Source organism: Schaalia sp. ORNL0103, assembly GCF_019429565.1.
In the GTDB taxonomy this organism is placed as follows: Bacteria; Actinomycetota; Actinomycetes; order Actinomycetales; family Actinomycetaceae; genus Pauljensenia.
This window is the reverse complement of the sequence record NZ_JAHXSA010000001.1, coordinates 837,520-863,549: the sequence shown is the minus strand read 5'-3', so window position 1 is coordinate 863,549 and position 26,030 is coordinate 837,520. Positions and strand designations below refer to the sequence as shown.

Below are 26,030 nucleotides of genomic sequence, written 5' to 3'. Positions count from 1 at the left end.
TGATCAGAACGCCCGGATGACGGGGTTCCACTCGCGGATCAGGCGCGCCTGGATGACCTCGGCGACGTAGAAGGGGTCCTCGTTGAGTATGCGCTCGACGTCGGCCTGGCTCTCGGCGTTGATGAGGATCAGGGCGCCGGGGATCTCGCCAACGAGGGGACCGGATGCGATGTTGATCCCCTGCTCGAGCAGGCCGGACAGGAACGCGCGGTGCGTCGGGCGAACCTCGTCCATGGTCTCGGTCATCGACGGGTTGTAGACGTATTCAACTGCATAGTAAGCCATACGCATAACACTAGCCCTGATCCCGGCATTTGCCTAGATGGCGGATAGTATCGAATGGTGCATGACAAGCTAATCATCCAGGGTGCCCGCGAACACAACCTCAAAGACGTGAACCTCGAGTTACCCCGTGACTCCATGATCGTCTTCACCGGCCTGTCAGGATCCGGTAAGTCGTCCCTCGCCTTCGACACGATTTTTGCCGAGGGACAGCGCCGCTACGTGGAGTCACTGTCCTCGTATGCGCGCCAGTTCCTCGGACAGATGGACAAGCCCGACGTGGACTTCATCGAAGGTCTGTCGCCCGCCGTCTCCATCGACCAGAAGTCGACCTCGCGCAACCCGCGCTCGACCGTCGGCACGATCACGGAGATCCACGACTACCTGCGTCTGCTCTACGCCCGCGCGGGCGTGGCGCACTGCCCCGAGTGTGGCGCCCGCATTCAGGCGCAGACACCTCAGCAGATCGTCGACCGTGTGCGCACGATGGATGAGGGCACGCGGTTCCAGGTGCTTTCCCCGGTCGTGCGCGGCCGTAAGGGCGAGTACCAGGACCTCATCGATGAGCTTCGCTCCGAGGGCTACACGCGCGCGATTATCGATGATGAGATGGTTCGCCTCGAGAACGCACCCAAGCTGGAGAAGAAGCTCAAGCACACGATCGAGGTCGTCGTCGACCGTCTCGTTGTGCGCGAGGGCATGCGCCAGCGCCTCACCGACTCCGTCGAGACCGCCCTGCGCCTGTCGGATGGCCTCGTCGTCATCGAGTGCGTCGACCTTGATGCCGATGATCCCGAGCGCCGCCGCCGCTTCTCCGAGAAGCGTGCGTGCCCCAACGACCACCCGCTGATGCTTGACGAGATCGAGCCGCGGACCTTCTCCTTCAACGCGCCGTACGGTGCCTGCCCCGACTGCGCGGGCCTCGGGTTCCGCCTCGAGGTCGACCCCGAGCTGGTCGTGCCCGACGAGGAACTCTCCCTCGCCGACGGCGCGGTCATCCCGTGGAACTCGAACTTCAAGTACCACAAGAAGCTCCTCGAATCGCTCGCCAAGGAACTGGGCTTCGCGATGGGCACACCCTGGAAGTCCCTGCCCAAGAAGGTTAAGGACGCGGTCCTGTACGGCAAGGACTACGAGGTCACCGTCAAGTTCCGTAACCGCTGGGGTCGCGAGCGCTCCTATACGACGGGCTTCGAGGGCGCCGTCAAGTACATCGAGCGCAAGCGCGAGGAAACCGAGTCCGCGGCCGTCTCGGAGAAGCTCGACTCCTACATGCGCGAGATCCCGTGCCCGACGTGCCACGGTGCGCGTCTCAAGCCCGAGGTTCTCGCCGTGCGCATCGGCGACAAGTCGATCGCGGAGCTGTCCGACATGTCGATCGCGGACGCTCGCGCGTTCCTCGCCGACGTCGAGCTCGAGCAGCGCGCCCGCTCGATCGCCGCGCCCATCCTCACGGAGATCGAGGCCCGCCTGGCCTTCCTCGTCGATGTTGGACTTACCTACCTGACGCTGTCGCGTGGTGCCGGCACGCTGTCGGGTGGCGAGGCGCAGCGTATCCGCCTGGCCACGCAGATCGGCTCCGGCCTCGTCGGCGTCCTCTACGTCCTCGACGAGCCTTCGATCGGCTTGCACCAGCGCGACAACCGCAAGCTCATCGCCACCCTCGAGCGCCTGAGGGACCTGGGCAACACGCTCATCGTCGTCGAGCACGACGAGGAAACGATGGAGGCCGCCGACTGGATCGTCGACATCGGCCCCGGTGCCGGCGAGACCGGCGGCTGGGTCGTGCACTCGGGCCCGCTCTCGGAACTGCTCAAGAACCGCAAGTCGCTGACCGGCCAGTACCTGTCCGGCAAGCGCCGCATCATTCTGCCGCCGACGCGACGCCCGATTGACAAGAAGCGCGTCGTGACCGTCAAGGGCGCGCGCGAAAACAACCTGAAGAATGTTGACGTGTCCTTCCCGCTCGGCGTGCTCACCGCCGTCACCGGCGTGTCTGGTTCCGGTAAGTCGACGCTCGTCAACGGCATCCTGTATCGCACCCTGGCCTCGCGTCTGAACGGCGCGCGCATGGTACCCGGACGCCACCGCACGATCACGGGCATCGAGCAGCTTGACAAGGTCGTGCACGTGGACCAGAGCCCGATTGGTCGGACGCCGCGCTCGAATCCGGCGACGTACACGGGTGTGTGGGATCAGATCCGCAAGCTTTTCGCTGAGACGCAGGAGGCGAAGGTGCGCGGTTACGGTCCGGGACGCTTCTCCTTCAACGTCAAGGGTGGGCGCTGCGAGTCCTGCAAGGGCGACGGCACCCTGAAGATCGAGATGAACTTCCTGCCCGACGTCTACGTGCCCTGCGAGGTCTGCCACGGCGCCCGCTACAACCGCGAGACCCTCGAGGTTGAGTACAAGGGCAAGACCGTCGCGGATGTCCTCGACATGCCGATTGCGGAGGCCGCGCAGTTCTTCGCACCGATCTCGCGCATCGCCCGCCACCTCAACACGCTCGTCGAGGTGGGCCTGGGCTACGTGCGCCTCGGCCAGAGCGCCACGACCCTGTCGGGCGGTGAGGCTCAGCGCGTGAAGCTGGCCTCCGAGCTGCAGCGACGCTCGACCGGCCGCACGGTGTACGTGCTCGACGAGCCCACGACCGGCCTACACTCCGAAGACATCCGCAAGCTCCTCCTGGTGCTCCAGTCGCTCGCTGACAAGGGCAACACCGTCATCGTTATCGAGCACAACCTGGACGTCATCAAGAGCGCCGACTGGATCATCGACATGGGTCCCGAAGGTGGCGCTGGAGGCGGCACGGTCGTTGCGCAGGGCACGCCCGAAGAGGTCGCAACGGTTGAGGAATCCTTCACCGGCCAGTACCTCGCCGAGGTTCTCGCGAAGGAGGCCGCGCGCGACGCAGCTGCCCAGTAGTGTGAACGGCTAGGATGGGCCTTATGCTTCCTGGTTACCGGTATTTCGGCCACATGTACTACTGGCCAGCATGGGTCCACCTGATCGTCATTGCGCTCATGGGCGTCGCAGCCGCGCTCACGATCTCCGCGCTCATGGCACGCGGGGTCGGCAGATCGCGCGTCTTTGGCCTGAGCTGCGGCTTCGTGGCGGGCATCGGAAACCTGAGCTTGTGCGTTCTCGTGCAGGCCGAGGCCCGGCACACGTGGCTGATGGGCATGGTGGGCGCGCTCTATACGGTTGCGTTCGTCTTCTTGCTGATGACGCTCGTGTCTCTGTGGAGCGGTGGATCGAGTGGATTCCTGTGGTCGAGGGCCTTTCACCTGTTCCTCGTGGTCGCGATGGCGATCGCCGGCATCATGGAGTTTGCCTACCGTCTGGCGTACTGGATTCCGCTGCCCGTCGCGGGCGTCGCTGTCCTCCTCGCTCCCTTCTGTGCATTCGTCGCCGGTCGCAATAGCCGGGATTAGGAGGCATGAACGCACGAAGTGGCCCCGACCTCGTCGATGAACGAGGCCGGGGCCACTTCGTTGGTTCGGGATCCCCGGTCGGGTCGCCGGGTTACTCCTGATTCTTCGCTGCCTCGCCAGACGCGTACAGCGCGTCGACCTCGTCGGCGTAGTCGGCCAGGACACGGCGGCGCTTGAGCTTGAGGGAGGGCGTCATGTAGCCGTTTTCCACCGTGAACGCCGCGTTGACGATGCGGTAGCGGCGGATCGACTCGGCGCGAGAGACCGCCTTGTTGGCGCGGGCAATCGCCTTCTCGAGCGAGTCGCGCACCTCGGGCAGGTTCGCGGCCTGCGCAGCATCCACGACGGGCAGGCCGTGGGTGGCCAGCCACTCGGGCAGCATCTCCGTGTCCAGGGCGATGAGCGCGCCGATGTACGGACGGTTGTCGCCAACAACGATGATGTTCGCGATGAGCGGGTGCGTCGACAGGGACTCTTCGAGGATCTCGGGGGAGACGTTCTTTCCACCTGCGGTGACGATGAGCTCCTTCTTGCGGCCCGTGATCCGCAGGTGGCCGCGATCGTCGATGGAGGCGAGGTCGCCGGTCTTGAACCAGCCGTCGACGTAAGCCTCAGCCGTTGCCTCGGGCAGGTTGTGGTAGCCCTTCGACACGGAGATGCCCTGGACGAGCAGCTCGCCGTCGGGAGCGATCTTCATGCGGTTGCCGGGCCAGGGGAAGCCCACCGAGTCCGGCGGGAAGTCCTGGGGCGTCTCCACGGAGATCGGGCCGGTCGTCTCGGATAGGCCGTAGCCCTGCAGCAGCGTGATGCCCAGGCCTCGATAGAAGTTCGCCAGGTCGAGGGCCAGGGGAGCGCCGCCCGAGATGATGGTGTGCAGGTTCGGGCCCAGGATCGCGCGTACCTTCGACAGGACCAGCGCGTCGGCGACGCGGCCGCGCAGCTTGAGCGCGGTGGACGGGCCGGGGGAGGGCATCGCCGATGCGTCGGGAATGGGCGTCGTGTCCGGGCCGGGACCTGCGACGGCGGACTCAGGCAGGGGAGAGTCGACGTAGGCGGTGGCCTTGGACAGGGCGCGCGCCTGCTTGGCGGCCCAGGCGAACATACGGCCCTTCATGCCGCCGCCAGCCTTCGCCGCCGCGGCGTTGTAGACCTTTTCCATGACGCGCGGGACTACGAGGAGCATTGTCGGCTTGAAGGTCGCGATGTCGTTGACCAGGTTGCGCGTGTCGGGGGAGAACGCGGTGACGCCCTGGCCTGCGAGCAGGCAGTACATGACGAAACGCGCGAGCACGTGGGCAACCGGTAGGAAGAGCAGGGAACGCGACTTCGGGTCGTTAATGAGGAGGGGCAGGAAATCGTAGGCCTGCAGCATCGGCGAGATGAAGTTGCCGTGCGTCAGCACGACGCCCTTGGGCATGCCGGTCGTGCCGGAGGTGTAGATGACCGTTGCCTCGTCGCGAAGCGTCACGGCGTCGGTGCGCTCTCGCACCTGCTCGACGGTCACGCCCTGTGCGGCGCCGGTCAGGACGCGCTCGGCCCCGCGGTCCAGGGAGAGGATATGGCGCACGCCGTCGGTGCGCACGGATTCGACCAGCTCGGCCTGCTGCGTGGTGGCCGTGATGACGATGCGTACGTTGGCGTCGGCCAGGATGTGCGCGATCTGCGACGCGGAGTCCGTCTCGTAGATCGGCACGGTGATGGCGCCGCAGGACAGCGCGGCCACGTCGATGAGCGCCCACTCGTAGGAGGTGGGGGCCAGGATCGCCAGGTGGTCGCCGGGCTCGAGCCCGATGCCGATGAGGCCTCGCGCAATCGAGTCGGCTTCGCCGAGGAAGGTCTCCATCGTGACGGGGCGCCACGCGCCGACGTTGGAGCGGCGCTCGATCGCGACCTGCCCGGGGTGAGACGCCGCGCGCTGGTGGAGCATCTTCGGCAGGTTCATGTCCTCGGTGGCTTCTCGGGTCGCGATCGACTCCCATGAGCCGTCGGCGAGCCTGCGTACCGTCATTGCGGTCCTTTCGTGGGGTGGGCGCTGAGCGCCGTGCGTGGTGGGATCAGTTCTTCTTGCCGCGACCGAAAAGCCCGCGCTTCTTAGGCTGCTCGGCGGAGACGGGGCCGCCATACAGGGCGTCGATCTCGTGGGCGTAGTCGGCGATAACCTTGCGGCGGCGCAGCTTCATCGACGGCGTCACGTAGCCGTTCTCGACGGTGAAGGTGGCATCGATGATACGGAACTTACGGATCGACTCGGCGCGGGAGACGGCCTTATTCGCGCGCTCGACAGCCTTCTCGAGAGACTCGCGAACGGCGGGCAGCTCGGCCGCCTCGGTGGGCGAGCACTGCGGCAGGCCGTGCTTGGCCAGCCAGTCGGGCAGCATGTCGGCGTCGAGGGTGAACAGGGCGCCGACGTAGGGGCGCTGATCACCGACGACGATGACGTTCGCGATGAGCGGGTGCGTGGCCAGGGAGTCCTCGAGGACCTCGGGGGACACGTTCTTTCCGCCTGCGGTGACGATAAGTTCCTTCTTACGGCCCGTGATGGTCAGCTGGCCCTTGCGGTCTATCGAGCCCAGGTCGCCGGTGTGGAACCACTTGCCGTCGGGCATGACCTCTGCGGTCTGCTCGGGCAGGTGGTAGTAGCCGGGCATGACGGACTGGCCGCGCACGAGGATCTCGCCGTCCTTGGCGATCTTGATGAAGTTGCCGGGCAGGGGCAGTCCGACGCCGCCGACGGGGTTCTTGCCGATGTGCTGGACGGAGATCGGGCCGGTGGTCTCGGACAGGCCGTAGCCCTGGATGAGGGTGATGCCCATGCCGGCGTAGAAGTGCGCGAGGTCGGTGGCCAGGGGCGCGCCGCCGGAGACGATGTAGCGCAGGTTGGGGCCGAGAACCGAGCGGATCTTCTTGAGGACGAGCGCGTCGGCGATGCCGTGGCGCATCTTCTTGAACAGGCCGGGGCCGAAGGTCTTCTCGGAGGCCACGGAGAAGGTGCGCGCCTGCTTGGCGCTCCACGCAAACATGCGGCCCTTGATGCCGCCGCCCGCCTTGGAGGAGGCCGCGTTGTAGACCTTCTCGAGTACGCGGGGCACGACGAGGAGCACGGAGGGCTTGAAGGCCTGGATGTCCGGCAGCAGGTTCTTGATGCTGGGCGAGAAGCCGAGGACGCCCTGGCCCGACAGGATCACGTGCATGACGAGGCGCGCGAGCACGTGGGCGACGGGCAGGAAGAGGAGCAGGCGGGTCTCGGGGGAGTCGATGACGTCACCGAGGACCTGGCGCGCGCCTTCCGAGGTCGCGACGAAGTTCGCGTGCGTCAGGGCCACACCCTTCGGGTTTCCGGTCGTGCCGGAGGTGTAGATGATGGTCGCGATGTCAGAGGAGGAGATGGCCGCGCGGCGCTGCTCGACGTTCTCAATGGTGATGCCGGTGGCGGCGCGCGCGATCATGCGCTGGGCGCCGCGATCGAAGGAGTCGACCGCCACGGTGTACTCGGGGGCCACGGAGTGCACGAGCTCGGCCTGCTGGGTGGTGGCCGTGAAGACGCGGGTCACGTGCGCGTCGGTGAGGATGTGCTCGATCTGGGCAGCGGAGTCGGACTCGTAGATCGGGACGGTGATCGCGCCGATGGACAGGAGCGCGAGGTCGAGGAGGAGCCACTCGTACGAGGTCGGGGCCAGGATTGCGACCGCGTCGCCCGCCTGCACGCCGAGGCCGATGAGGCCGCAGGCGGTGTACTCGACCTGGCGCTGGAGCTCAGACGTGGTGAGGGAGCGCGTGGAGCCGACGGAAGAGCGCTGCTCGACCGCCACCTGGTCGGGGTGTAGGAGCGCGCGCTTGGCCAGCATGTCCGGAACGATGTCGTGTTCGCCGACCTTGTAGGCCGGCTTAATCGTGTACGAGCCATCACGCATGCGCTTCATCGTGTCCTCCGGGATGTCGGTTCAAAGACTGAACAACAGGTTCAATGTGAGTCTACTGGTTGTGGCGCGGCCCCCGCCCCTTAATCGGGGTGGGGGCCGCTGAGTGACGATTAGATCACAGGTCGTAGTACATCTGGTACTCGTAGGGGTGCGGGTAGGCGCGCATCGGGGCGACCTCGTTGGTCTCCTTGTACTCCAGCCACGTGTCGATCAGGTCCTGCGTGAAGACGTCGCCCTCGGTGAGGAACTCGTGATCCTCGCGCAGCGCGTCGAGCGCAGCCTCAAGCGAGCTGGGCAGCTTTGCGATGTCCTGGTATTCGGCCGGGGGTAGCTCGTAGAGGTCCTTGTCGATGGGGGCTGCCGGTTCGATGCGGCGCTTAATGCCGTCGATGCCCGCCATGAGGCACGCGGAGAACGCCAGGTAGGGGTTCGCGCTCGGGTCCGGCACTCGGTATTCCACGCGCTTGGCCTTGGGCGACGTGCCCGTCACGGGGATGCGGATGCACGCGGAGCGGTTGCGCGCCGAGTACACGAGGTTGATCGGGGCCTCGAAACCGGGAACGAGACGTCGGAAGGAGTTCACCGACGGGTTCGTGAAGGCGAGGAGCGCGGGCGCGTGCTCGAGCAGGCCGCCGATGAACCAGCGGGCCGTGTCGGACAGGGAGCCGTAGCCGCGCTCGTCGTAGAACAGGGGCTCGCCGTTCTTCCACAGCGAGATGTGCGTGTGCATGCCCGAGCCGTTGTCGCCGAACAGGGGCTTAGGCATGAAGGTCGCGGAATGGCCGAACTCGAGGGCGGAGTTCTTGATGACGTACTTGAACTTCATCATGTCGTCGGCCGCGGTCTGCAGCGTCGCGAAGCGGTAGTTGATCTCCTGCTGGCCACCCGAGCCGACCTCATGGTGGGCGCGCTCGATCGTCAGGCCAACCTCTTCGAGGAGGCGGCTCATCTCGTCGCGCACGTCCGCGTACTTGTCGGCGGGGGAGACGGGGAAATAGCCGCCCTTGATGGGCACCTTGTAGCCCATGTTGCCGCCCTCTTCGGCGCGACCGGTGTTCCAGTACGCCTCGGGGGAGTCAACGGAGAAGAAGGTGTTGTGCGGGGTGACCTGGTAGCGCACGTCGTCGAAGAGGTAGAACTCCGCCTCGGCGCCGATGAAGCACTCGTCCGCGATGCCGGTCGAACGCAGGTAGGCCTCGGCCTTGGCGGCCACCTGGCGCGGGTCGCGCGAGAAGGGCTCGTCGGTGAAAGGATCGACGATCGAGAAGTTCACGACCAGGGTCTTGCGATCACGGAACGGATCGACGAACGCGGAGGAGATGTCCGGGATGAGCTTCATGTCGGACTCGTGGATGGCGGTGAATCCGCGGACCGAGGAGCCGTCGAACATGAGGCCGTCCGACAAAGCGGCGTCCAGGAACTCGCTCACGGGGATCGTAAAGTGCTGCTGAACCCCGGGGACGTCGCAGAAGCGCACGTCGACGAGTTCAATGTTCTGCTCGGAGATAAAGTCTGCGACCTCTTGGGTGGAGGTGAACATGAACGTCCTTCTTTGTGGGAGAGCTGTACTCAAAGGTCAAGAATCGGTCAATTCGCAACCAAGTCCAGTATATGCCCACAGGTGGCGGCTGCGCGTATTGGTTTCATTATTCAAATGTTTCATGACATACAGCACGCCCAAGGTGGGTGCCGGGCACGCCCAGCCCCGGCCTCGTACCCTGGGAGCGTGGCAGATCCTTCGACGTACCGACCCCGCACGGGAGACATCCCGACCTCGCCGGGCGTCTACCGATTCTCAGACCCGCAGGGCCGCGTCATCTACGTCGGCAAGGCCAAAAACCTGCGCAATCGCCTCACCAACTACTTCCAGGACCTGGCGAACCTGCACCCGCGCACCCAGCAGATGGTGACGACCGCGAGCGCTGTCCAGTGGACCGTCGTGCGCTCCGAGGTCGAGGCGCTGACGCTGGAGTTCACGTGGATTAAAGAGTTCAATCCGCGTTTCAACGTCATGTTTAAGGACGATAAGTCCTACCCCTACCTGGCGGTGTCGATGGGGGAGCGTTTCCCGCGCGTGCAGGTGACGCGGGAGCGCAAACGGGCGGGATCGCGCTACTTCGGCCCGTACACGCAGGTGTGGGCGATCCGCGAGACGATTGATCAGCTGCTGCGCGTCTTTCCGATGCGCTCGTGTTCGGCGGGCGTGTTTCAGCGCGCGAAGGCGCAGGGGCGTCCGTGTTTGCTCGGCTATATCGACAAGTGCGCGGCCCCGTGCGTGGGCCGCATCTCGATGGAGGAGCATCGCGAGCTCGCGGAGGGGCTGTGCCAGTTCATGGAGGGGCGCACGGGCCCGGTGATTCGTGACCTGGAGGAGCAGATGCGCCAGGCCTCCATGGAGCTCAACTTCGAGCGTGCGGCGAAGCTGCGCGATGACGTCAAGGCGCTGCGCACGGTGCTGGAGCGCAACGCGGTCGTGCTCGACGACGGGTCGGACGCGGACGTGTTCTCTCTCGTGAGCGACGACTTGGACGCTGCGGTGCATGTTTTCCACGTGCGCGGTGGGCGCATCCGAGGCACGCGCGGCTGGGTCATCGAGCGCGTGGACGGCGCAGACGACGCGGCGCTCATGGCTCGCCTTCTCGAGCAGGTGTACTCGTCGGCGTCGACGGACGAGGCCGGGGCCGGGAAGGCAGCCAAGGTGGCGGCCGTGAGCGTGGACGACGTCGCACACACGCCGACGTCCGCAATCCCGCGCGAGGTGCTCGTCTCCGTTGAGCCCGAGGAGAAGGAAACCATCGCGAAGTGGCTGGCCGAGATCCGCGGCGCGTCCGTCTCAGTGCACGTGCCCAAGCGCGGCCCGAAGGCCCAGATCATGGACACGGTCACGGAGAACGCCCGACAAGCCCTCGCGCTGCACCGCACGAAGCGCGCGGGAGACATTACGGCGCGCTCGAAGGCACTCGAGCAGCTCGCGGAAAACCTCGACCTGCCGGGCGCGCCCCTGCGCATCGAGTGCTACGACGTGTCGCACACGGGCGGGGAGAACCAGGTTGCCTCGATGGTTGTGTTCGAGGACGGCATGCCGCGCAAGGACGCCTACCGCACCTACAACATCCGCGGCGAGGACGGAAACGGAACCCCCGACGACACGAGCGCGATGAACGAGGTTCTCACGCGCCGCTTCTCGCGGCTCCTCGCTGAGGAGGCCGGCGTCGACGGAGAGGACGAAGACGGCGTCGCCTACGCCTCCGGCCCGATCGACGCGATGACGGGACGCCCCAAGCGTTTCTCCTACCGGCCCGACCTTGTCGTCGTGGACGGCGGCCTACCCCAGGTCAACGCCGCACGCGCCGCTCTGGACGCGGTGGGCGCGGACGTACCCGTCGTGGGTCTGGCTAAGCGCCTCGAAGAGGTGTGGATCCCCGGCGACGACTTCCCGCTCATCCTCCCGCGCACGTCGGAGGCTCTGTACCTCCTGCAGTATCTGCGCGACGAGTCCCACCGCTTCGCGATCACGAAGCACCGCAAGCGTCGGTCGAAGGCCCAGCGCCGCTCGGTCCTCGATTCCATCCCAGGGCTTGGACCCGCGCGCCAGGCCGCGCTGCTCAAGCATTTCGGCTCTGTGAAGCGGATTCGAGAGGCAACGCCCGAGCAGATTGCCGAGGTCAAGGGCGTGGGACTCGGCCTTGCGCGCACGATCCGCGATAGGCTAGCGACATCGTCGAGGGAGGATACACCATGACAACGACGCTTCCCGTGCCGCTGCCGGCACGCGTGCTGCTGCTGGGATCGGGCGAACTTGGTAAGGAAGTCGTGATCGCCCTGCAACGCTACGGATGTACCGTGATCGCCTGCGACTCCTACGCCAACGCCCCCGCCATGCAGGTTGCGGACGAATCCCGCGTCTTTGACATGAGCGACCCGCAGGCTCTGCGCGAGGTGCTCGACAGCGTCGACGTTGACCTCATTGTTCCCGAGGTCGAGGCCATCGCGACAGACGAGCTGAGCGCCTATGAAGCGCGTGGCGTGCGCGTCGTCCCCAACGCCTTTGCCGTCCAGGCGACGATGGATCGTCAACGCATCCGCAACCTTGCCGCATCCCTGCCCGGGCTGCGCACATCGGCCTTCCGCTTCGCGCGCAGCGAGGCCGAGCTGGCCGCGGCTCTTGACGAGGTCGGTTACCCCGCTTTCGTTAAGCCCACGATGTCCTCCTCCGGGCACGGCCAGTCCCGCGTGACGGGACCCGAGCAGGCCGCCTCTGCCTGGGCACACGCCGAGGAAGACGCGCGTGCGACGACCGGCGTCGTCATTGTCGAAGAGGGCGTTGACTTCGACTACGAGATCACGCTGCTCACCGTGCGCTCCTGGGACGCAGCTTCGGGCAACGTCACGACGAGCTTCTGCGCTCCGATTGGTCACCGCCAGGAGGGCGGCGACTACGTCGAATCCTGGCAGCCCATGGCCATGAGCGAGGCCGCCCTCGAGGGTGCGCGACAGATGGCCAAGGCCGTGACCGACGCCCTGGCTGAGGCCGGAAACGGCCCGTGTCTCGGCATCTTCGGCGTCGAATTCTTTGTGAAGGGCGACGACGTCTGGTTCTCCGAGCTCTCGCCCCGCCCCCACGACACCGGCATGGTCACGATGGTGACTCAAGCCCAGTCCGAGTTTGAGCTGCACGCACGCGCCATCCTCGGCCTGCCCGTCTCGACCGCCCAGACTACCCCGGGCGCGTCGGCGGTCATCAAGTCGACGAGCGCCGTCGATGTCCCCGTCTACAACGGTGTTGCTCGCGCCCTCGAATCCGCCGACCTCGTACGCATCTTCGGCAAGCCGGTGAGCCGCGCCGGCAGGCGCGTCGGTGTCGTTGCCACCACCGCGAGCACGCCGAAGGAATCGCGAGTCATCGCCAGGCGCGCCGCCGCCGGCATCACGATCGACGACGCCTCCGCGCCTTCCGCCTAACAGCTCCCATCACCCGACCAGCCGACCCGTCAGGAGGACGCCATGCCCGACCACACACCCACGGATGCTCACGACGCAGACGAGGCCCAGGCCTCGTCGATGAACGAGGAGAACCCTCCCACGGTCCCCGAGGGCATCGCTGTGCGCGACATGATGCGCGTCAAGTACGAGCCGCGCGCCTCCAACGAGGTTCTCATCATCACCGGCTACTCCGGAGCGGGCCGCACCGGCGCCGCCCGTGCACTCGAAGACCTGGACTGGTACGTCGTCGACAACCTGCCGCCGACGATGCTGCCCGCTCTCGTCGGCATGATGTCGAACGACCCGGCTGCGGGCGTGCACCGACTGGCTGTCGGCGTGGACGTGCGCTCGCGTACCTTCTTCCGCACGCTTGATGCCACGCTCGAACAGCTTAAGGGAGCGGGCATCGCCTATCGTGTCATCTTCCTCGAGGCCAGCCCCGAGACTCTGGTGCGCCGCTACGAATCCAACCGCCGCCCGCATCCCCTCCAGGGAGCCGGCACCCTCATGGACGGTATCAAGGCCGAGATGCGCTTGCTTGCGCCCCTGCGTCGCGCGGCCGACGAGGTCATCGACACCTCCACGATGAGCGTCCACGATCTGACGAGGCGGATCCGCGACATCGTGGCGGGGGAGGAGCGCCCCCTGCAGGTCACGGTTGAGTCTTTCGGATTCAAGCATGGACTCCCGCTCGACGCCGATCACGTCGTCGACGTGCGCTTCTTGAAGAACCCGTACTGGGTGGACGAGCTGCGCCACCTGACGGGCAAGGACCAGGCGGTCGCCGACTACGTTCTCTCTCAGCCGGGCGCGCGCGATTTTGCTCTCGGATATGCCGACCTTCTTGCCCCCATGCTCAGCGGCTATCTGGCAGAATTGAAGCCATTCGTCACGATCGCCGTCGGATGCACGGGCGGAAAGCACCGCTCCGTTGCGTCCTCTGAGGCTATCGCCGAACGCCTGCGCACACACGGATACACGGTTCGCGTGATGCACCGTGACATTGGGAGAGACTGATGCCCTATCTTGATGCAGCCGGCTGGGTTCAACGTGGAGAATCCGGCCAAAACATCGTCGCCCTCGGCGGCGGACATGGCCTGTCCGCGACGCTGCGGGCCCTGCGCCATATCACCCGCGCGCTGACGGCTGTTGTGACCGTCGCCGACGACGGCGGAAGCTCCGGCCGACTGCGCCAGGAGATGCCGATCCTGCCTCCCGGCGACCTCCGCATGGCGCTGGCGTCCCTCTGCGAGGAATCCGAGTGGGGCCTGACCTGGCGCGACGTCATGCAGCTGCGCCTGGACACGACCGGCCCGCTCAATGGGCACGCCCTCGGCAACCTGCTGATCTCCGGCCTGTGGCAGCTCCTCGACGATCCCGTCGAGGGCCTCGACTGGGTCGGTCGTCTCCTCGGCGCGCAGGGACGCGTCCTGCCCATGTCGTCGACGCCGATCGACATCGAGGCGGATATGAACGACGGTGGCCGCCGCTACGTTGTTTCGGGTCAATCCAAGGTCGCCGTCGCTCCCGGCACCGTCGAGCACGTACGCATCACTCCTGAAGCGCCCGAGGTACCTGCCGCGGTCACCGAGGCTATCTCCGAGGCCGACTGGGTCGTCCTGGGGCCCGGCTCGTGGTACACCTCCGTGATCCCGCACCTGCTGGTGCCAGAGATTAACCGCGCGCTTGCTACGACCGACGCCCACCGCGCGCTTGTGCTCAACCTGGCGCGCCAGCGCGGCGAAACCGATCTCATGTCGACCGCCGACCACGTACGTGTTCTGCGCGAGTACGCACCCATGCTCAAGCTTGACGTTGTCGTTGCGGATCCGACGGCCTGCGACGACATCGACGACCTGATCGTTGCCGCGGAAGAACTCGGCGCGCGTGTCCTGTTGCGGCAGGTTCGCACGGGTGATGGAGCCCCGCATCACGACCCGCTGCGCCTCGCCGCCGCGCTGCGTGACGCATTTGACGGCTTCCTCGGTGAGGTAGGACAGAGCGAAACGTGGTTACCTTAGAACCTGTTGCCTGCTGACAAACGACATGACATATCTGGAGAAGCCGTGTCCCTGACATCTGACATGAAGGACGAGCTGGCGCGCGCCGTCGTTACGACGCCGTCTGAGGTCGCCGCCGAAGTGAGCGCGACGCTGCGTTTCGCGGGAGGCCTGCACCTCGTGGGTGGCCGCATCCTCGTCGAGGCCGAGCTTGACTCGCCCGTGGCCGCGCGCCGCCTGCGCACCTACCTGCAGGCGCTGTACAACGCCGAGTCTTCCGTCGTCGTGGTGTCCGGTTCTTCTCTGCGACGTGGCAAGCGCTACGTCGTGCGCGTCGTCCACAAGGCCGACGAGCTTGCGCGCCTTACCGGCCTCGTCGATTCCCTGCGTCGACCCGTGCGCGGCCTGCCCCCGGTTCTTGTCGCCTCCGGAACCGCGGAGGCCGCGGCTATCTGGCGCGGTGCCTTCCTCGCACGCGGCTCGCTCATGGAACCCGGGCGTTCTTCTTCGCTCGAGATCACGTGCCCCGGTCCCGAGGTGGCTCTCGCGATGGTCGGCTGTGCGCGCAAACTCGGCGCAGCCGCCCGTTCCAAGGAGGTGCGCGGCACCGACCGTGTTTCCGTCCGCGATTCGGACGCGATCGGAACCCTGATCTCCGCCATGGGCGCCCCCCAGACCTTCGAGGCGTGGCAGGAGAGGCGCGAACGCCGCGAGGCCCGAGGCAGCGCCAACCGACTGGCTAACTTTGACGACGCGAACCTGCGCCGCTCCGCCCGCGCGGCCGTCGCCGCGGGTGCCCGCGTTGAACGCGCCTTCGAGATCCTCGGAGACGACGTCCCCGCCCACCTGCTCGAGGCCGGCACGCTGCGTCTGCAGTACAAGCAGGCCTCCCTCGAGGAGCTCGGCAAGCACACGAATCCGCCTCTCACTAAGGATGCCGTCGCGGGGCGTATCCGTCGCCTTCTGGCTCTCGCCGACAAGGTCGCGCACGAACGCGGCATTCCGGACACGGAATCTGCGCTCACCCTCGACATGCTCGAAGAGGACTGAGGTCCCTTTTTCCTGCCGCTTCGTCTCAATCCAAACGAGAATTACCCCACGTGCAGATTTTCTAATTGGATTGTGACTGAGTCCGCTTTTAGGTGTAGATTAGGAACTGCTGGAACCGCAGACATCTGCGGGCCGGGCAGGTAACCCGCAGGCCCGGTTGCATCGAATACCGTGTCCCGTGTGGGCACGAGCAGGAGGAACATAGTGACCACCCGCGTTGGCATCAACGGCTTCGGCCGCATCGGCCGTAACTTCTTCCGCGCCGCTCTCGAGCAGGGCGCGGATATCGAGATCGTTGCCGTTAACGACCTCACCGACAACAAGACCCTCGCTCACCTGCTGAAGTACGACTCGATCACGGGTCGCTTCCAGGGCGAGGTCTCCTACGACGACGAGGGCATCATCGTCGACGGCAAGCACATCAAGGTTCTCGCGCAGCGTAACCCCGCCGACCTGCCCTGGGGCGATCTCGGCGTTGAGGTTGTCGTTGAGTCGACCGGCTTCTTCACCGATGGCGAGAAGGCCAAGGCTCACCTCGAGGGTGGCGCCAAGAAGGTCGTCATCTCCGCTCCCGCGAAGAACGTCGACGGCACCTTCGTCATGGGCGTGAACGAGGCTGACTACGACAACGCCACGATGAACATCGTGTCGAACGCGTCCTGCACGACCAACTGCCTCGCCCCCCTCGCCAAGGTTCTCGAGGAGAACTTCGGCATCGAGCGCGGCATCATGACCACCATCCACTCCTACACGGGTGACCAGCGCGTCCTCGACGCCCCCCACTCGGATCTGCGTCGCGCCCGCGCCGCGGCCCTGAACATGATCCCCACCAAGACCGGTGCTGCCCAGGCTGTTGCCCTGGTTCTGCCCGCGCTCGAGGGCAAGTTCGATGGCCTCGCCGTCCGCGTCCCCACCCCGACCGGCTCCCTGACCGACCTCACCTTCATCGCGAAGAACGAGGTTTCCGTCGAGGCCGTCAAGGCTGCCGTGAAGGCCGCCGCCGAGGGTGAGCTCAAGGGTGTTCTGAAGTACACCGAGGATCCGATCGTCTCCACCGACATCGTGGGCGACCCGCACACCTCGATCTTCGACGCCACCGAGACCAAGGTCATCGGCAACCTCGTCAAGGTCCTGTCCTGGTACGACAACGAGTGGGGCTACTCGAACGCTCTCGTTCGCCTCACCGCCCTCATCGGCTCCAAGCTCGCCTGAGCACACAGCTGATACACCAGCCATGAGCTGATCAGCGAGATGCCCGTGCACGCTCGTGCACGGGCATCTCGTACATCGCCACCGCCTTCAGACCGAAAGGACTCCTCGTGAGGACCATCTCCACCCTGGGCGACCTGCGCGGAAAGCGCGTCCTCGTCCGCTCCGACTTCAACGTTCCGCTCAAGGACGGCGTCATTACCGACGACGGCCGTATCCGCGCGGCGCTGCCGACCCTCAAGACCCTCACCGACGCCGGTGCCAAGGTCGTCATCATGGCCCATCTCGGCCGCCCCAAGGGTCAGGTCGATCCCGCCTTCTCGCTGGCCCCCGTCGCCACGCGCCTCGCCGAGCTGTCCGGCGTGAAGGTCACGCTGGCCTCCGACGTCGTTGGCCCGTCCGCCACCGAGACCGTCGCCGCCCTGGGTGAGGGCGAGATCGCCCTGCTCGAGAACGTCCGCTACGACGCTCGTGAGACCTCGAAGGTCGACGAAGAGCGCGAAGAGCTGGCCCGTGAGTACGCCAAGCTCGGTGACGCCTTCGTCTCCGACGGCTTCGGCGTCGTCCACCGCAAGCAGGCCTCCGTCTACGACATCGCTAAGATCCTGCCCTCGGCCGCAGGCCTGCTCGTCCTTAAGGAGATCGAGTCCCTGTCCAAGGTCACCGGCGACCCCGAGCGCCCCTACGGCGTCGTCCTCGGTGGTTCCAAGGTCTCTGACAAGCTGGGCGTCATCGCCAACCTGCTGAAGAAGGCTGACATGCTCTTCATCGGCGGCGGCATGGTCTTCACCTTCCTGGCCGCTCAGGGCTACTCCGTGGGCAAGTCCCTCCTGGAGGAAGACCAGATCGAGACCGTCAAGGGCTACATCGCCGAGGCCGCAGAGCGCGGCGTCGACCTCGTCCTGCCCGTGGATGTCATCGTCGCCCCCGAGTTCGCGGCCGACGCGCCCGCGACCGTCGTCAAGGTCGACGCCATCCCCGACGACCAGATGGGTCTGGACATCGGCCCCGAATCGCAGAAGCTCTTCGCCGAGAAGCTGGCCACCGCGAAGACCGTGGCCTGGAACGGCCCCATGGGCGTCTTCGAGTTCGATGCGTTCGCCGGCGGCACCCGCGCCGTCGCCGAAGCCCTCTCTAAGGGCTCCATGTTCTCCGTCATCGGCGGTGGTGACTCCGCCGCGGCCGTGCGCCTGCTCGGCTTTGACGAGAACACCTTCTCTCACATTTCCACTGGTGGTGGCGCCTCCCTCGAGCTCCTCGAGGGCAAGGTTCTGCCCGGTATCGCAGTTCTGGAGGACTGACTCATGGCACGTACGCCCCTGATGGCCGGCAACTGGAAGATGAACCTCGATCACCTTGAGGCCAACCACCTCGTCCAGGGCCTGGCGATGGCCCTGTCCGACGCGGACCACGACTACTCCAAGTGCGAGGTCCTCGTCATCCCGCCGTTCACCGACATCCGCACCGTCCAGACCATCGTTGATGCCGATGAGCTGCAGATCAAGTACGGTGCTCAGGACGTGTCGATCCACGACAACGGCGCCTACACCGGCGAAATCTCCACCGAAATGCTGACTAAGCTCGGCGTCTCCTACGTGGTCATGGGCCACTCCGAGCGTCGCGAGTACCACGGCGAGTCCGACGAGCTCGTCGGCGCCAAGGCCCGCAAGGTCTTCGACGCCGGCATGACCCCGATCCTGTGCTGCGGCGAGGCCCTCGAGGTTCGCAAGGCCGGCACCTACGTCGAGTTCGTGCTCGGCCAGATCCGCGCCGCTCTCGCCGGCTGGAAGGCCGAAGAGGTCGCCAAGATCGTCATCGCCTACGAGCCCATCTGGGCCATCGGCACCGGCGAGACCGCTTCCGCCGAGGACGCCCAGGAAGTGTGCGGCGCCATCCGCGCCGCCCTGGCCGAGGACTTCGGCGCCGAGACCGCCGAGTCCACCCGCATCCTCTACGGTGGCTCCGCCAAGCCCGACAACATCAAGGAGCTCATGGCTCAGCCCGACGTCGACGGCGGCCTCGTCGGCGGCGCGTCCCTCAAGGCTGACTCCTTCGCCGCCATGGCGACGTTCTACGCCTGAGAAACCGTCGCGCACTCGCTTCGCTTGGCCACGTCAGCCGGGTCGGAGCGGACGCGAGGTGGGGCCAACCGGTGTGCCGGTTGGCCCCACCGGCATTCTCAGTTAAACTAAAGCCATATGTACCCCGATCCGGGGTGAACTGCGATAGAAACTGGATTGACTGTGACCATTCTGAACAACACGCTGATCGTTCTGATCTTCCTGACCAGCATCCTGCTGACCCTGACCGTCCTGATGCACAAGGGACAGGGCGGCGGTCTGTCGGACATGTTCGGTGGTGGCATCTCCTCGTCGGCCGGCTCCTCCGGCGTTGCCGAGCGTAACCTGAACCGCATCACCCTGGGCACGCTGCTCATCTGGCTGGTGTGCATCATTGGCTACGCGCTGCTCGCGAAGTTCGGTGCCTGACGGCTCTCTCGTCTTTCTAATGGCTCTCCGCTTGTGAGCGGGGAGCCATTTTTTATCCGGAAACCCGTGTGGGGCCGTCCTCTTCATGAAGAGGACGGCCCCACACGGTGATGTTGCAGTATTACGCGAGCTTAATTCGCGCGGCGGCCGCCTCGTCGAGATAAACGCGCGTCGTGGGGGAGAGGATGCCCGCGACCGGGAGGTCGAGGGGAGACGCGCCCGCAAAGGCTTGCCCGAGAGCATCCGCCTTCGCTGTACCCGCCGTCGTCAGCCACACCTCGCCGCACGCGCGCATGACTGGCATCGATACCGTGATGCGCTCGGGTGGGGGCTTGGGAGAATTGCGGATCGCCAGAATGGGGGAGGCCTCGTCCATGTCGACGCGTCCCGGGAAGAGTGAGCAGATGTGCCCGTCGGGGCCCATGCCGATCAGTGCGATGTCAAAGGAACCCTCGCCCATCAGCTCACGCCACGTGTCAGCGAACGCCGTGGTCGCCTCGTCAAGGGAACCCGCGCCAGGAGCGGACGCATCCGAGGTCGGCATACGGACGAACTCGACGCCGGTGGCCGCGTGGAGGAAGCCCTCCCACGCCTGATCATCGTTGCGATCCTCGTTGCCCGCCGGCACATAACGCTCGTCGACCAGCCACACGCGCACGCGTGACCAGTCGATCTTGTCGGCAGACGGGAGCAACGACGGCAAGAGGGTTGTCGTGATGGCGCCCCCCGAGATGGCCAGATTGATGCGCGAGTCAGCTCCGGCCTCGTCGATGAGTGTGTTGAGACGAGCGAGGAACGCGCGGCCGACGGCCTCGTTCAGTTCCTCGACGGTCGGGTAGACCTCGAACGTGTGGACAGTCGCCATCGTCACTCACCCTCAGAGCAAGCAGCCAGCCGCGGGAGTTCCTTGGTGAGGAGCTCCCCGTAGTACACGTCCGGATCCATGCGACGCAGATCCTCCATGAGGGAGTCCTGCACGGAGCGGCGTGCGAGGTTCACGGAGCGATCCTCGAGGCCCGGGCGCGACAGGCGCGCGACCGATGAGGAGGCGCTACGCGACAGCGACACGGTCTCGTCGTCGTCGAAGAAGAACGTGATGTCCGTGATTGTGAGGGCCTCGGGATCCACGACTCGCTCGACGGGCACACCCAGCTGGTGGTGCAGCCACGCGGCCACGAGGAAAGGCGAGGGGTGCGTTGCGTTACCCGCGACGCGGATCGACGTCGGCAGGCGGTCAAAGTCCTCTGCGATGGCCGCAAGTAGTGCCCGCCACAGAGTGACGCCGGCCCACGCGAGATCCGTGTCGCCGGGGGTGTAGACGGCCGAGAGGGCCGACAGGGTATCCATGGGGCACTCGGTTGCGCGCGAATCGGTGATGCGCTTGACCGCGAGGCGACCAAGCGGGTGCGCGCCCGGGTTCTGCGGGGGAACGACCGGCCAGTACGTGACGACCGGCGTATCCGACTGGAGAAGCGGCATGACGAGCGAGTCGATGTTCGACGCGGCCTCACCGCGAGGCTCCAGGATGATGATGTCGGACAGGCCCGCTGCGTCGCCGACGCGGATCTGGGCGTTGAGTCGAGCCGTGCCCTCGGTGGACTCGGGCTCGACGATGACGATCACGCGGCAGGGATGCTCGCGCGAGACCGCGTCGGAGACCTCGATTGCGTTGTCGACGTCGATGAGGTCGGGCACACAGATGAGCAGCGTGAGGACACGGCTCAGAGCGGCGGAACCGCGCTCGTCACGCAGCTCCACGATGCGGGAGGCAACCTCGGCCGACGTGGTGTTCTTCAGGGTGATGATCACGGGAGCCTCCAGAAACGGCCGTCACGGGCCAGCATGTCGTGCGCGGATTGGGGACCCCACGTGCCGGGCGCGTAGGGCTCAGGCTGACCCTGGGTCTCCCAGAAGGACAGGATCGGGTCGAGGATCTTCCACGAGGCCTCGACCTCGCGCTGGTGCGGGAACAGGGGAGCTGAGCCGACGAGCGCGTCCAGGATGAGGCGTTCGTAGGCCTCGGGTGAGTCCTCGGTGAACGCGTGGCCGTAGGCGAAGTCCATGGTCACGTCACGCACCTGCATGGAAGTGCCCGGAACCTTCGCACCAAGCTTGAGGGTCAGGCCCTCGTCCGGTTGGACGCGAATAACGAGCGCGTTCTGACCCGACTCACTGAGGTCGGTGTTGCCGAAGGGTACGTGGGCTGAACGCTTGAAGATGACGGCGATCTCGGTGACACGCTTGCCGAGGCGCTTGCCGGCGCGCAGGTAGAAGGGCACGCCCGCCCAGCGGCGCGTGTCCACGAAGAGCTTGATCGCGGCGAAGGTCTCGGTGGTCGAATCGGCCGGAATGCCGTCCTCCTCGAGGTAGCCGCGCACCTGATCGCCGCCCTGCCAGCCGCCGGCGTACTGCCCGCGAGCCGTATCGATGGCCAGGTCCTCGGGCAGGCGCACCGCGGAGAGTACCTTCTCCTTCTCCGCCCGGATTTCCTCGGGCGTGAAGTGGACGGGCTCCTCCATGGCGGTCAGCGCCATGAGCTGAAGCAGGTGGTTCTGGATGATGTCGCGGGCCGCGCCGATGCCGTCGTAGTAGCCCGCGCGCGTGCCGATGCCGATGTCCTCGGCCATCGTGATCTGCACGGAATCGACGTAGTTCGCCTTCCATAGCGGCTCGAACATCGCGTTCGCGAAGCGCATCGCCATGATGTTCTGGACGGTTTCCTTGCCCAGGTAGTGGTCGATGCGGAAGACGTCCTGCTCGTCGAAAATCTGCGAGATGACGTCGGAGAGCTCTTGCGCGGACTTGAGGTCGTGTCCGAAAGGCTTCTCGATGATGACGCGACGCCATTCGCGGCCCTGACGCTTGTTGAGGCCCGTGTCAGACAGGTGCTTGGCCACGACCGGGAAGTATGAGGGCGGAATCGACAGGTAGAACGCGTGGTTGCCGCCGGTGCCGCGCGAGTGGTCGAGCTCGGCGACGGTGTCGGCCAGCTGGCGGTAGGCATCGGGGTCGTCGAAGGTGCCCGAGACGAAGCGCAGGCCCGAGCGCAGCTGGTTCCAGGTTCCCTCGTTGAAGCCGGTGCGGGTGTGTGCCTCGATGGAGGCGCGCACGTATTCCTCGAAGTCCTGCGGACTCCAGTCACGGCGGGCAAAGCCGGTGAGGGAGAACGCCGGGTGGAGCAAACCACGGTTGGCGAGGTCGTAGATCGCGGGAAGGAGCTTCTTGCGCGCGAGGTCGCCCGTGATGCCGAAGATGACGAGGCCACACGGCGGGGAGATGCGCGGAAGCCTGCGATCCTGGGGATCGCGCAGGGTGGGGATCTCGTTGGTCACGAGTGGTCGCTCCGTTCGCTAGGGGGAAGGACGAGGCCGTGGCCCGAACGCTTCGCCCGCAGGGGGAAATGGAACGGGACCGAGGACCCACACATGTGTAAGAGAATAGGGCTGCTGGCACGCCCTCGCGCGCCAGCAGCCCTATCTCCAGTTCAGTTGACTATAAAGTCACGAACGAGCGGCCTCGATGGATTCCTTCGCGGCTGCGGCCACGTGCTCGGCATCGATGCCGTATTCCTTGAAGAGGAGTTCGCCCGGCGCGGAGGCGCCGAAGTGCTCGATGGAGACTGCGCGGCCGGCGTCGCCGATCCAGCGGTACCACGGCAGGGCGATGCCGGCCTCGACGGAGACGCGGGCGCGCACCGACGGGGGCAGGACGGAGTCGCGGTACTCGCGGTCCTGGGCCTCGAACCAGTCGAGGCAGGGCACGGACACGACGCGGGCGGCAATGCCGTCGGCGGCCAGGGCTTCGCGTGCCTCGAGGGCGACGGAAACCTCGGAGCCGGAGGCCAGCAGGATCACGTCGGGCGTGCCCTCGGTGTCGGCCAGGACGTAGGCGCCGCGCGCCAGGTCCTCGGTGGTGGCCAGGCCCGTGCCTTCGCCACGTGCCGGGTTGGGCAGGTTCTGGCGCGACAGGATGATTGCGGCCGGGTGGGACTGCTCGAGGATGGCCTTCCAGGACGCGGCGGTCTCGGCGGCGTCGGCGGGGCGCACGACAGCGAAGTTCGGAATTGCGCGGTAGGAGGCCAGATGCTCGATCGGCTGGTGGGTCGGGCCGTCCTCGCCCACGCCGATGGAGTCGTGGGTCCACACGTAGGTGACGGGCAGGTCCATGAGGGCGGCGAGACGCACGGCGCCGCGCATGAAGTCGGAGAACACGAAGAACGTGCCGCCGTAAGCGCGGGTGAAGCCGTCGGCGGCGATGCCGTTGAGGGCGGCACCCATCGCGAACTCGCGCACGCCGAAGTGGAGGTTGCGGCCGAACTTGTCGCCGCTGAAGGACGAGGAGGAACGGTGCGCGGGCAGGAACGAGGGCTCACCCTTCAGGAAGGTGTTGTTCGAGCCGGCGAGGTCGGCGGAGCCGCCCCACAGCTCGGGCAGGACGGGGGCGATCGCGTTGAGGACCTGGCCGGAGGCGGCGCGGGTCGCGATAGCCTTGCCCTCTTCGAAGGCGGGGAGCGCGGCTTCCCAACCCTCGGGGAGGCGGCCTTCCAGGAGGCGCTCGAGCAGGGCGGCCTGCTCGGGGTGAGCGGCCTTCCATGCCTCGAAGCGTGCATCCCAGTCCTTGCGGTACTCGGCGGCGCGGGCGGCGGCGCGGGCGCGGACCTCGTCCACGATGGCGGCGTCAGCGTCGAACATCTTCTCGGGGTCGGCGCCCAGGGCTTCCTTCAGGCCCTTGAGGGCCTCGGAGCCGAGCTTGGAGCCGTGGATGCCACCGGTGTTCTGCTTGCCGGGGGTCGGCCAGCCGATGATGGTGCGCAGCGCGATGAGCGAGGGCTTCTTCGTCTCGGCCTTGGCGTTGTCGAGGGCGTCGTTCAGGGCAGCGGTGTTCTCTTCGTAGGAGCCGTCCTCACCGAGCCAGTCGACGCGCTGGACGTGCCAGCCGTAGGCCTCGTAGCGGGCCAGGACATCCTCGGTGAAGGCGATCGAAGTGTCGTCTTCGATGGAGATGTGGTTGTCGTCCCAGATGACGGTGATGTTGCCCAGCTCCTGGGTGCCCGCGAGGGACGAAGCCTCGGCGGAGACGCCTTCCTGGAAGCACCCGTCGCCGGCGATGACGTAGACGTTGTGGTCGAAGACGGACTCACCGAGCGGGGTCTCGGGATCGAGCAGGCCGTGGACGCGACGGGCGTTCATGGCGAAGCCGACGGCGGAGGCGATGCCGGTGCCCAGCGGGCCGGTGGTGATTTCAACGCCCTTGGTGTGGCCGTACTCGGGGTGGCCCGGGGTCAGGGAGCCGGCGGTGCGCAGCGTCTTGATGTCGTCGAGCTCGAGACCGAAGCCGGACAGGTAGAGCTGGACGTACTGGGTCAGCGACGAGTGGCCGGCCGAGAGGATGAAGCGGTCGCGGCCGATCCAACGGGGGTCGGCGGGATCGACGTTCATGACCTTGTTGTAGAGGAGGTAGGCGGCGGGGGCGAGCGAGATGGCGGTGCCGGGGTGGCCCGATCCGGCCTGCTCGACGGCGTCGGCGGCGAGGAGCTTAGCGGTCTTGACCGCTTCGTCATCGATGTGATCCCAGTGAAGTGACACGTTGGTCTCCAGTTGTTGGGCCCCAGCGTTGGGGCAGGAAATGGTTTACCGCGTCACAGTCTAGCGAAAATGTGCGCTTGCCGATAGCGCTCACGCACATATGTTGCACAGTCGCTTACCCTGTCACCATGACATCCCTCGAAGCTCTCGTCCGCGACTGGGTGGACTATCTGCGCGTTGAGAAGGGGGCGTCTGCGCATACAGTTTCGAACTATCGCCGCGACGTCGCCCGCTACGCGTTTGACATGAAGAGTCAAGGGAAGCTCAACGTTGAAGACATCAGTCCCAGGGACATTGAGGATTACACGATGCGCCTGGCATCTGGGCAGGTCACGGGAACTCCGGCGGCGGCGTCGTCTGTGGCGCGCGCGTCGGCGGCAATTCGCGGGCTCCACAAGTACGCGCTGACCGAGGGGGCGGTCGGAACCGATGCAGCGGCGCAGCTGCATGCCCCGCGTCAGGGGCGCCACCTCCCCAAGGCCCTGTCCGTCGACGAGGTGGGACGACTGCTGGACGCCGCCCACGCCGACGACTCTCCGATCGGCCTGCGCGATGCCGCCCTCCTCGAGCTCCTGTATGCGACGGGTGCCCGCGTCTCAGAGGCGGTGTCCCTCAGTGCTGACGACCTCGACCTGGACGGAGACGTTCCTGTCGTGCGCCTGTTCGGAAAGGGACGCAAAGAGCGGATTGTTCCCGTCGGATCGTTCGCCGTGGACGCCCTCGATGCGTATCGGGTGCGCGCCCGCCCAGCGCTCGCCGCACGAGGCCGGGGATCCACCGCGTTTTTCCTGAACTCCCGGGGAGGCGCGCTGTCCCGGCAAAGCGCGTGGACTGCAATCCGCCGCGCGGCGGAGGCGGCGCAGCTGGGGGAGCGGGTGTCTCCGCATACGCTGCGGCACTCCTTTGCGACGCATCTGCTCGAGGGCGGCGCATCCGTCCGTGAAGTGCAGGAGCTTCTCGGGCATGCGTCGGTGGCGACGACCCAGATCTACACGCAGGTGACTGCCGCTGCGCTGCGCGAAGTCTTTACGCTCTCGCACCCTCGGGCGCGTGGCACCGACGCATCCGCGCGGTGATG

General features: G+C 66.3%; 20 protein-coding genes. 12 read left to right on the top strand and 8 right to left on the bottom strand.

What is annotated here, in order from left to right; all coding sequences use genetic code 11:
* Positions 1–3: 3 nt before the first annotated feature.
* On the bottom strand, positions 4–285 hold the full coding sequence (locus JJJ16_RS03860) for a YciI family protein (RefSeq protein WP_034466796.1): 282 nt from the start codon (positions 283–285) through the stop codon (positions 4–6).
* Between the two features lie 57 nt (positions 286–342).
* Between JJJ16_RS03860 and uvrA the strand changes: the two genes are divergently transcribed.
* Both uvrA and JJJ16_RS03850 read left to right on the top strand, forming a co-directional pair.
* Positions 343–3,207 (top strand): excinuclease ABC subunit UvrA, encoded by a 2,865-nt coding sequence (gene uvrA, locus JJJ16_RS03855; protein ID WP_219751449.1) that lies wholly within the window; start codon positions 343–345, stop codon positions 3,205–3,207.
* Positions 3,208–3,221: 14 nt separating this feature from the next.
* Entirely contained in the window at positions 3,222–3,716 is a 495-nt protein-coding gene (locus tag JJJ16_RS03850) for a polysaccharide transporter (protein ID WP_219751448.1), read from the top strand.
* 91 nt (positions 3,717–3,807) lie between these two features.
* Here the strand turns inward: JJJ16_RS03850 and JJJ16_RS03845 are convergent, their stop codons facing one another.
* From JJJ16_RS03845 to glnA, 3 genes are all read right to left on the bottom strand, one after another.
* Positions 3,808–5,724, bottom strand: a complete 1,917-nt coding sequence (locus tag JJJ16_RS03845) for an AMP-dependent synthetase/ligase (protein ID WP_219751447.1) — start codon at positions 5,722–5,724, stop codon at positions 3,808–3,810.
* Between the two features lie 46 nt (positions 5,725–5,770).
* On the bottom strand, positions 5,771–7,636 hold the full coding sequence (locus JJJ16_RS03840; protein ID WP_219751446.1) for an AMP-dependent synthetase/ligase: 1,866 nt from the start codon (positions 7,634–7,636) through the stop codon (positions 5,771–5,773).
* A 115-nt stretch (positions 7,637–7,751) separates the two neighbouring features.
* The gene (gene glnA / locus JJJ16_RS03835; RefSeq protein WP_219751445.1) at positions 7,752–9,176 is read right to left on the bottom strand and encodes a type I glutamate--ammonia ligase; all 1,425 of its coding nucleotides are present in this window, start codon (positions 9,174–9,176) and stop codon (positions 7,752–7,754) included.
* Between the two features lie 186 nt (positions 9,177–9,362).
* Between glnA and uvrC the strand changes: the two genes are divergently transcribed.
* From uvrC to secG, 9 genes are all read left to right on the top strand, one after another.
* A complete protein-coding gene (gene uvrC / locus JJJ16_RS03830; protein ID WP_219751444.1) occupies positions 9,363–11,378 on the top strand; it encodes an excinuclease ABC subunit UvrC in 2,016 nt (671 codons plus the stop codon).
* Positions 11,375–12,598 carry a formate-dependent phosphoribosylglycinamide formyltransferase gene (gene purT, locus JJJ16_RS03825; protein WP_219751443.1) on the top strand — a complete coding sequence of 408 codons (1,224 nt, stop codon included), beginning with the start codon at positions 11,375–11,377 and terminating at the stop codon, positions 12,596–12,598. Before uvrC ends, purT begins: the two co-directional genes overlap by 4 nt.
* Before the next feature lie 42 nt (positions 12,599–12,640).
* Positions 12,641–13,636, top strand: a complete 996-nt coding sequence (gene rapZ, locus JJJ16_RS03820) for an RNase adapter RapZ (RefSeq protein WP_219751442.1) — start codon at positions 12,641–12,643, stop codon at positions 13,634–13,636.
* Complete coding sequence (locus JJJ16_RS03815) at positions 13,636–14,640, top strand: gluconeogenesis factor YvcK family protein (protein WP_219751441.1); 1,005 nt, start codon at positions 13,636–13,638, stop codon at positions 14,638–14,640. Before rapZ ends, JJJ16_RS03815 begins: the two co-directional genes overlap by 1 nt.
* A gap of 45 nt (positions 14,641–14,685) precedes the next feature.
* Positions 14,686–15,669, top strand: a complete 984-nt coding sequence (whiA, locus tag JJJ16_RS03810) for a DNA-binding protein WhiA (protein ID WP_034466824.1) — start codon at positions 14,686–14,688, stop codon at positions 15,667–15,669.
* 204 nt (positions 15,670–15,873) lie between these two features.
* Entirely contained in the window at positions 15,874–16,881 is a 1,008-nt protein-coding gene (gap, locus tag JJJ16_RS03805) for a type I glyceraldehyde-3-phosphate dehydrogenase (RefSeq protein ID WP_219751440.1), read from the top strand.
* A 107-nt stretch (positions 16,882–16,988) separates the two neighbouring features.
* A complete protein-coding gene (locus JJJ16_RS03800; protein WP_219751439.1) occupies positions 16,989–18,179 on the top strand; it encodes a phosphoglycerate kinase in 1,191 nt (396 codons plus the stop codon).
* A gap of 3 nt (positions 18,180–18,182) precedes the next feature.
* On the top strand, positions 18,183–18,959 hold the full coding sequence (gene tpiA, locus JJJ16_RS03795) for a triose-phosphate isomerase (RefSeq protein ID WP_219751438.1): 777 nt from the start codon (positions 18,183–18,185) through the stop codon (positions 18,957–18,959).
* Between the two features lie 162 nt (positions 18,960–19,121).
* Positions 19,122–19,367, top strand: coding sequence for a preprotein translocase subunit SecG (gene secG, locus JJJ16_RS03790; RefSeq protein ID WP_219751437.1), 246 nt, complete (start codon positions 19,122–19,124; stop codon positions 19,365–19,367).
* A gap of 121 nt (positions 19,368–19,488) precedes the next feature.
* On the opposite strand, the gene pgl is transcribed toward secG, so the two are convergent.
* The 4 genes from pgl to tkt form a co-directional block, all read right to left on the bottom strand.
* Complete coding sequence (gene pgl, locus JJJ16_RS03785) at positions 19,489–20,232, bottom strand: 6-phosphogluconolactonase (protein ID WP_219751436.1); 744 nt, start codon at positions 20,230–20,232, stop codon at positions 19,489–19,491.
* Positions 20,233–20,234: 2 nt separating this feature from the next.
* Positions 20,235–21,176, bottom strand: a complete 942-nt coding sequence (locus JJJ16_RS03780; protein ID WP_219751435.1) for a glucose-6-phosphate dehydrogenase assembly protein OpcA — start codon at positions 21,174–21,176, stop codon at positions 20,235–20,237.
* A complete protein-coding gene (zwf, locus tag JJJ16_RS03775; RefSeq protein ID WP_219751434.1) occupies positions 21,173–22,699 on the bottom strand; it encodes a glucose-6-phosphate dehydrogenase in 1,527 nt (508 codons plus the stop codon). Before zwf ends, JJJ16_RS03780 begins: the two co-directional genes overlap by 4 nt.
* Before the next feature lie 168 nt (positions 22,700–22,867).
* A complete protein-coding gene (gene tkt, locus JJJ16_RS03770) occupies positions 22,868–24,952 on the bottom strand; it encodes a transketolase (protein WP_219751433.1) in 2,085 nt (694 codons plus the stop codon).
* A gap of 128 nt (positions 24,953–25,080) precedes the next feature.
* On the opposite strand from tkt, the gene JJJ16_RS03765 reads away from it, so the two are divergent.
* On the top strand, positions 25,081–26,028 hold the full coding sequence (locus tag JJJ16_RS03765) for a site-specific tyrosine recombinase XerD (RefSeq protein WP_219751432.1): 948 nt from the start codon (positions 25,081–25,083) through the stop codon (positions 26,026–26,028).
* The last annotated feature ends 2 nt before the right edge of the window (positions 26,029–26,030 follow it).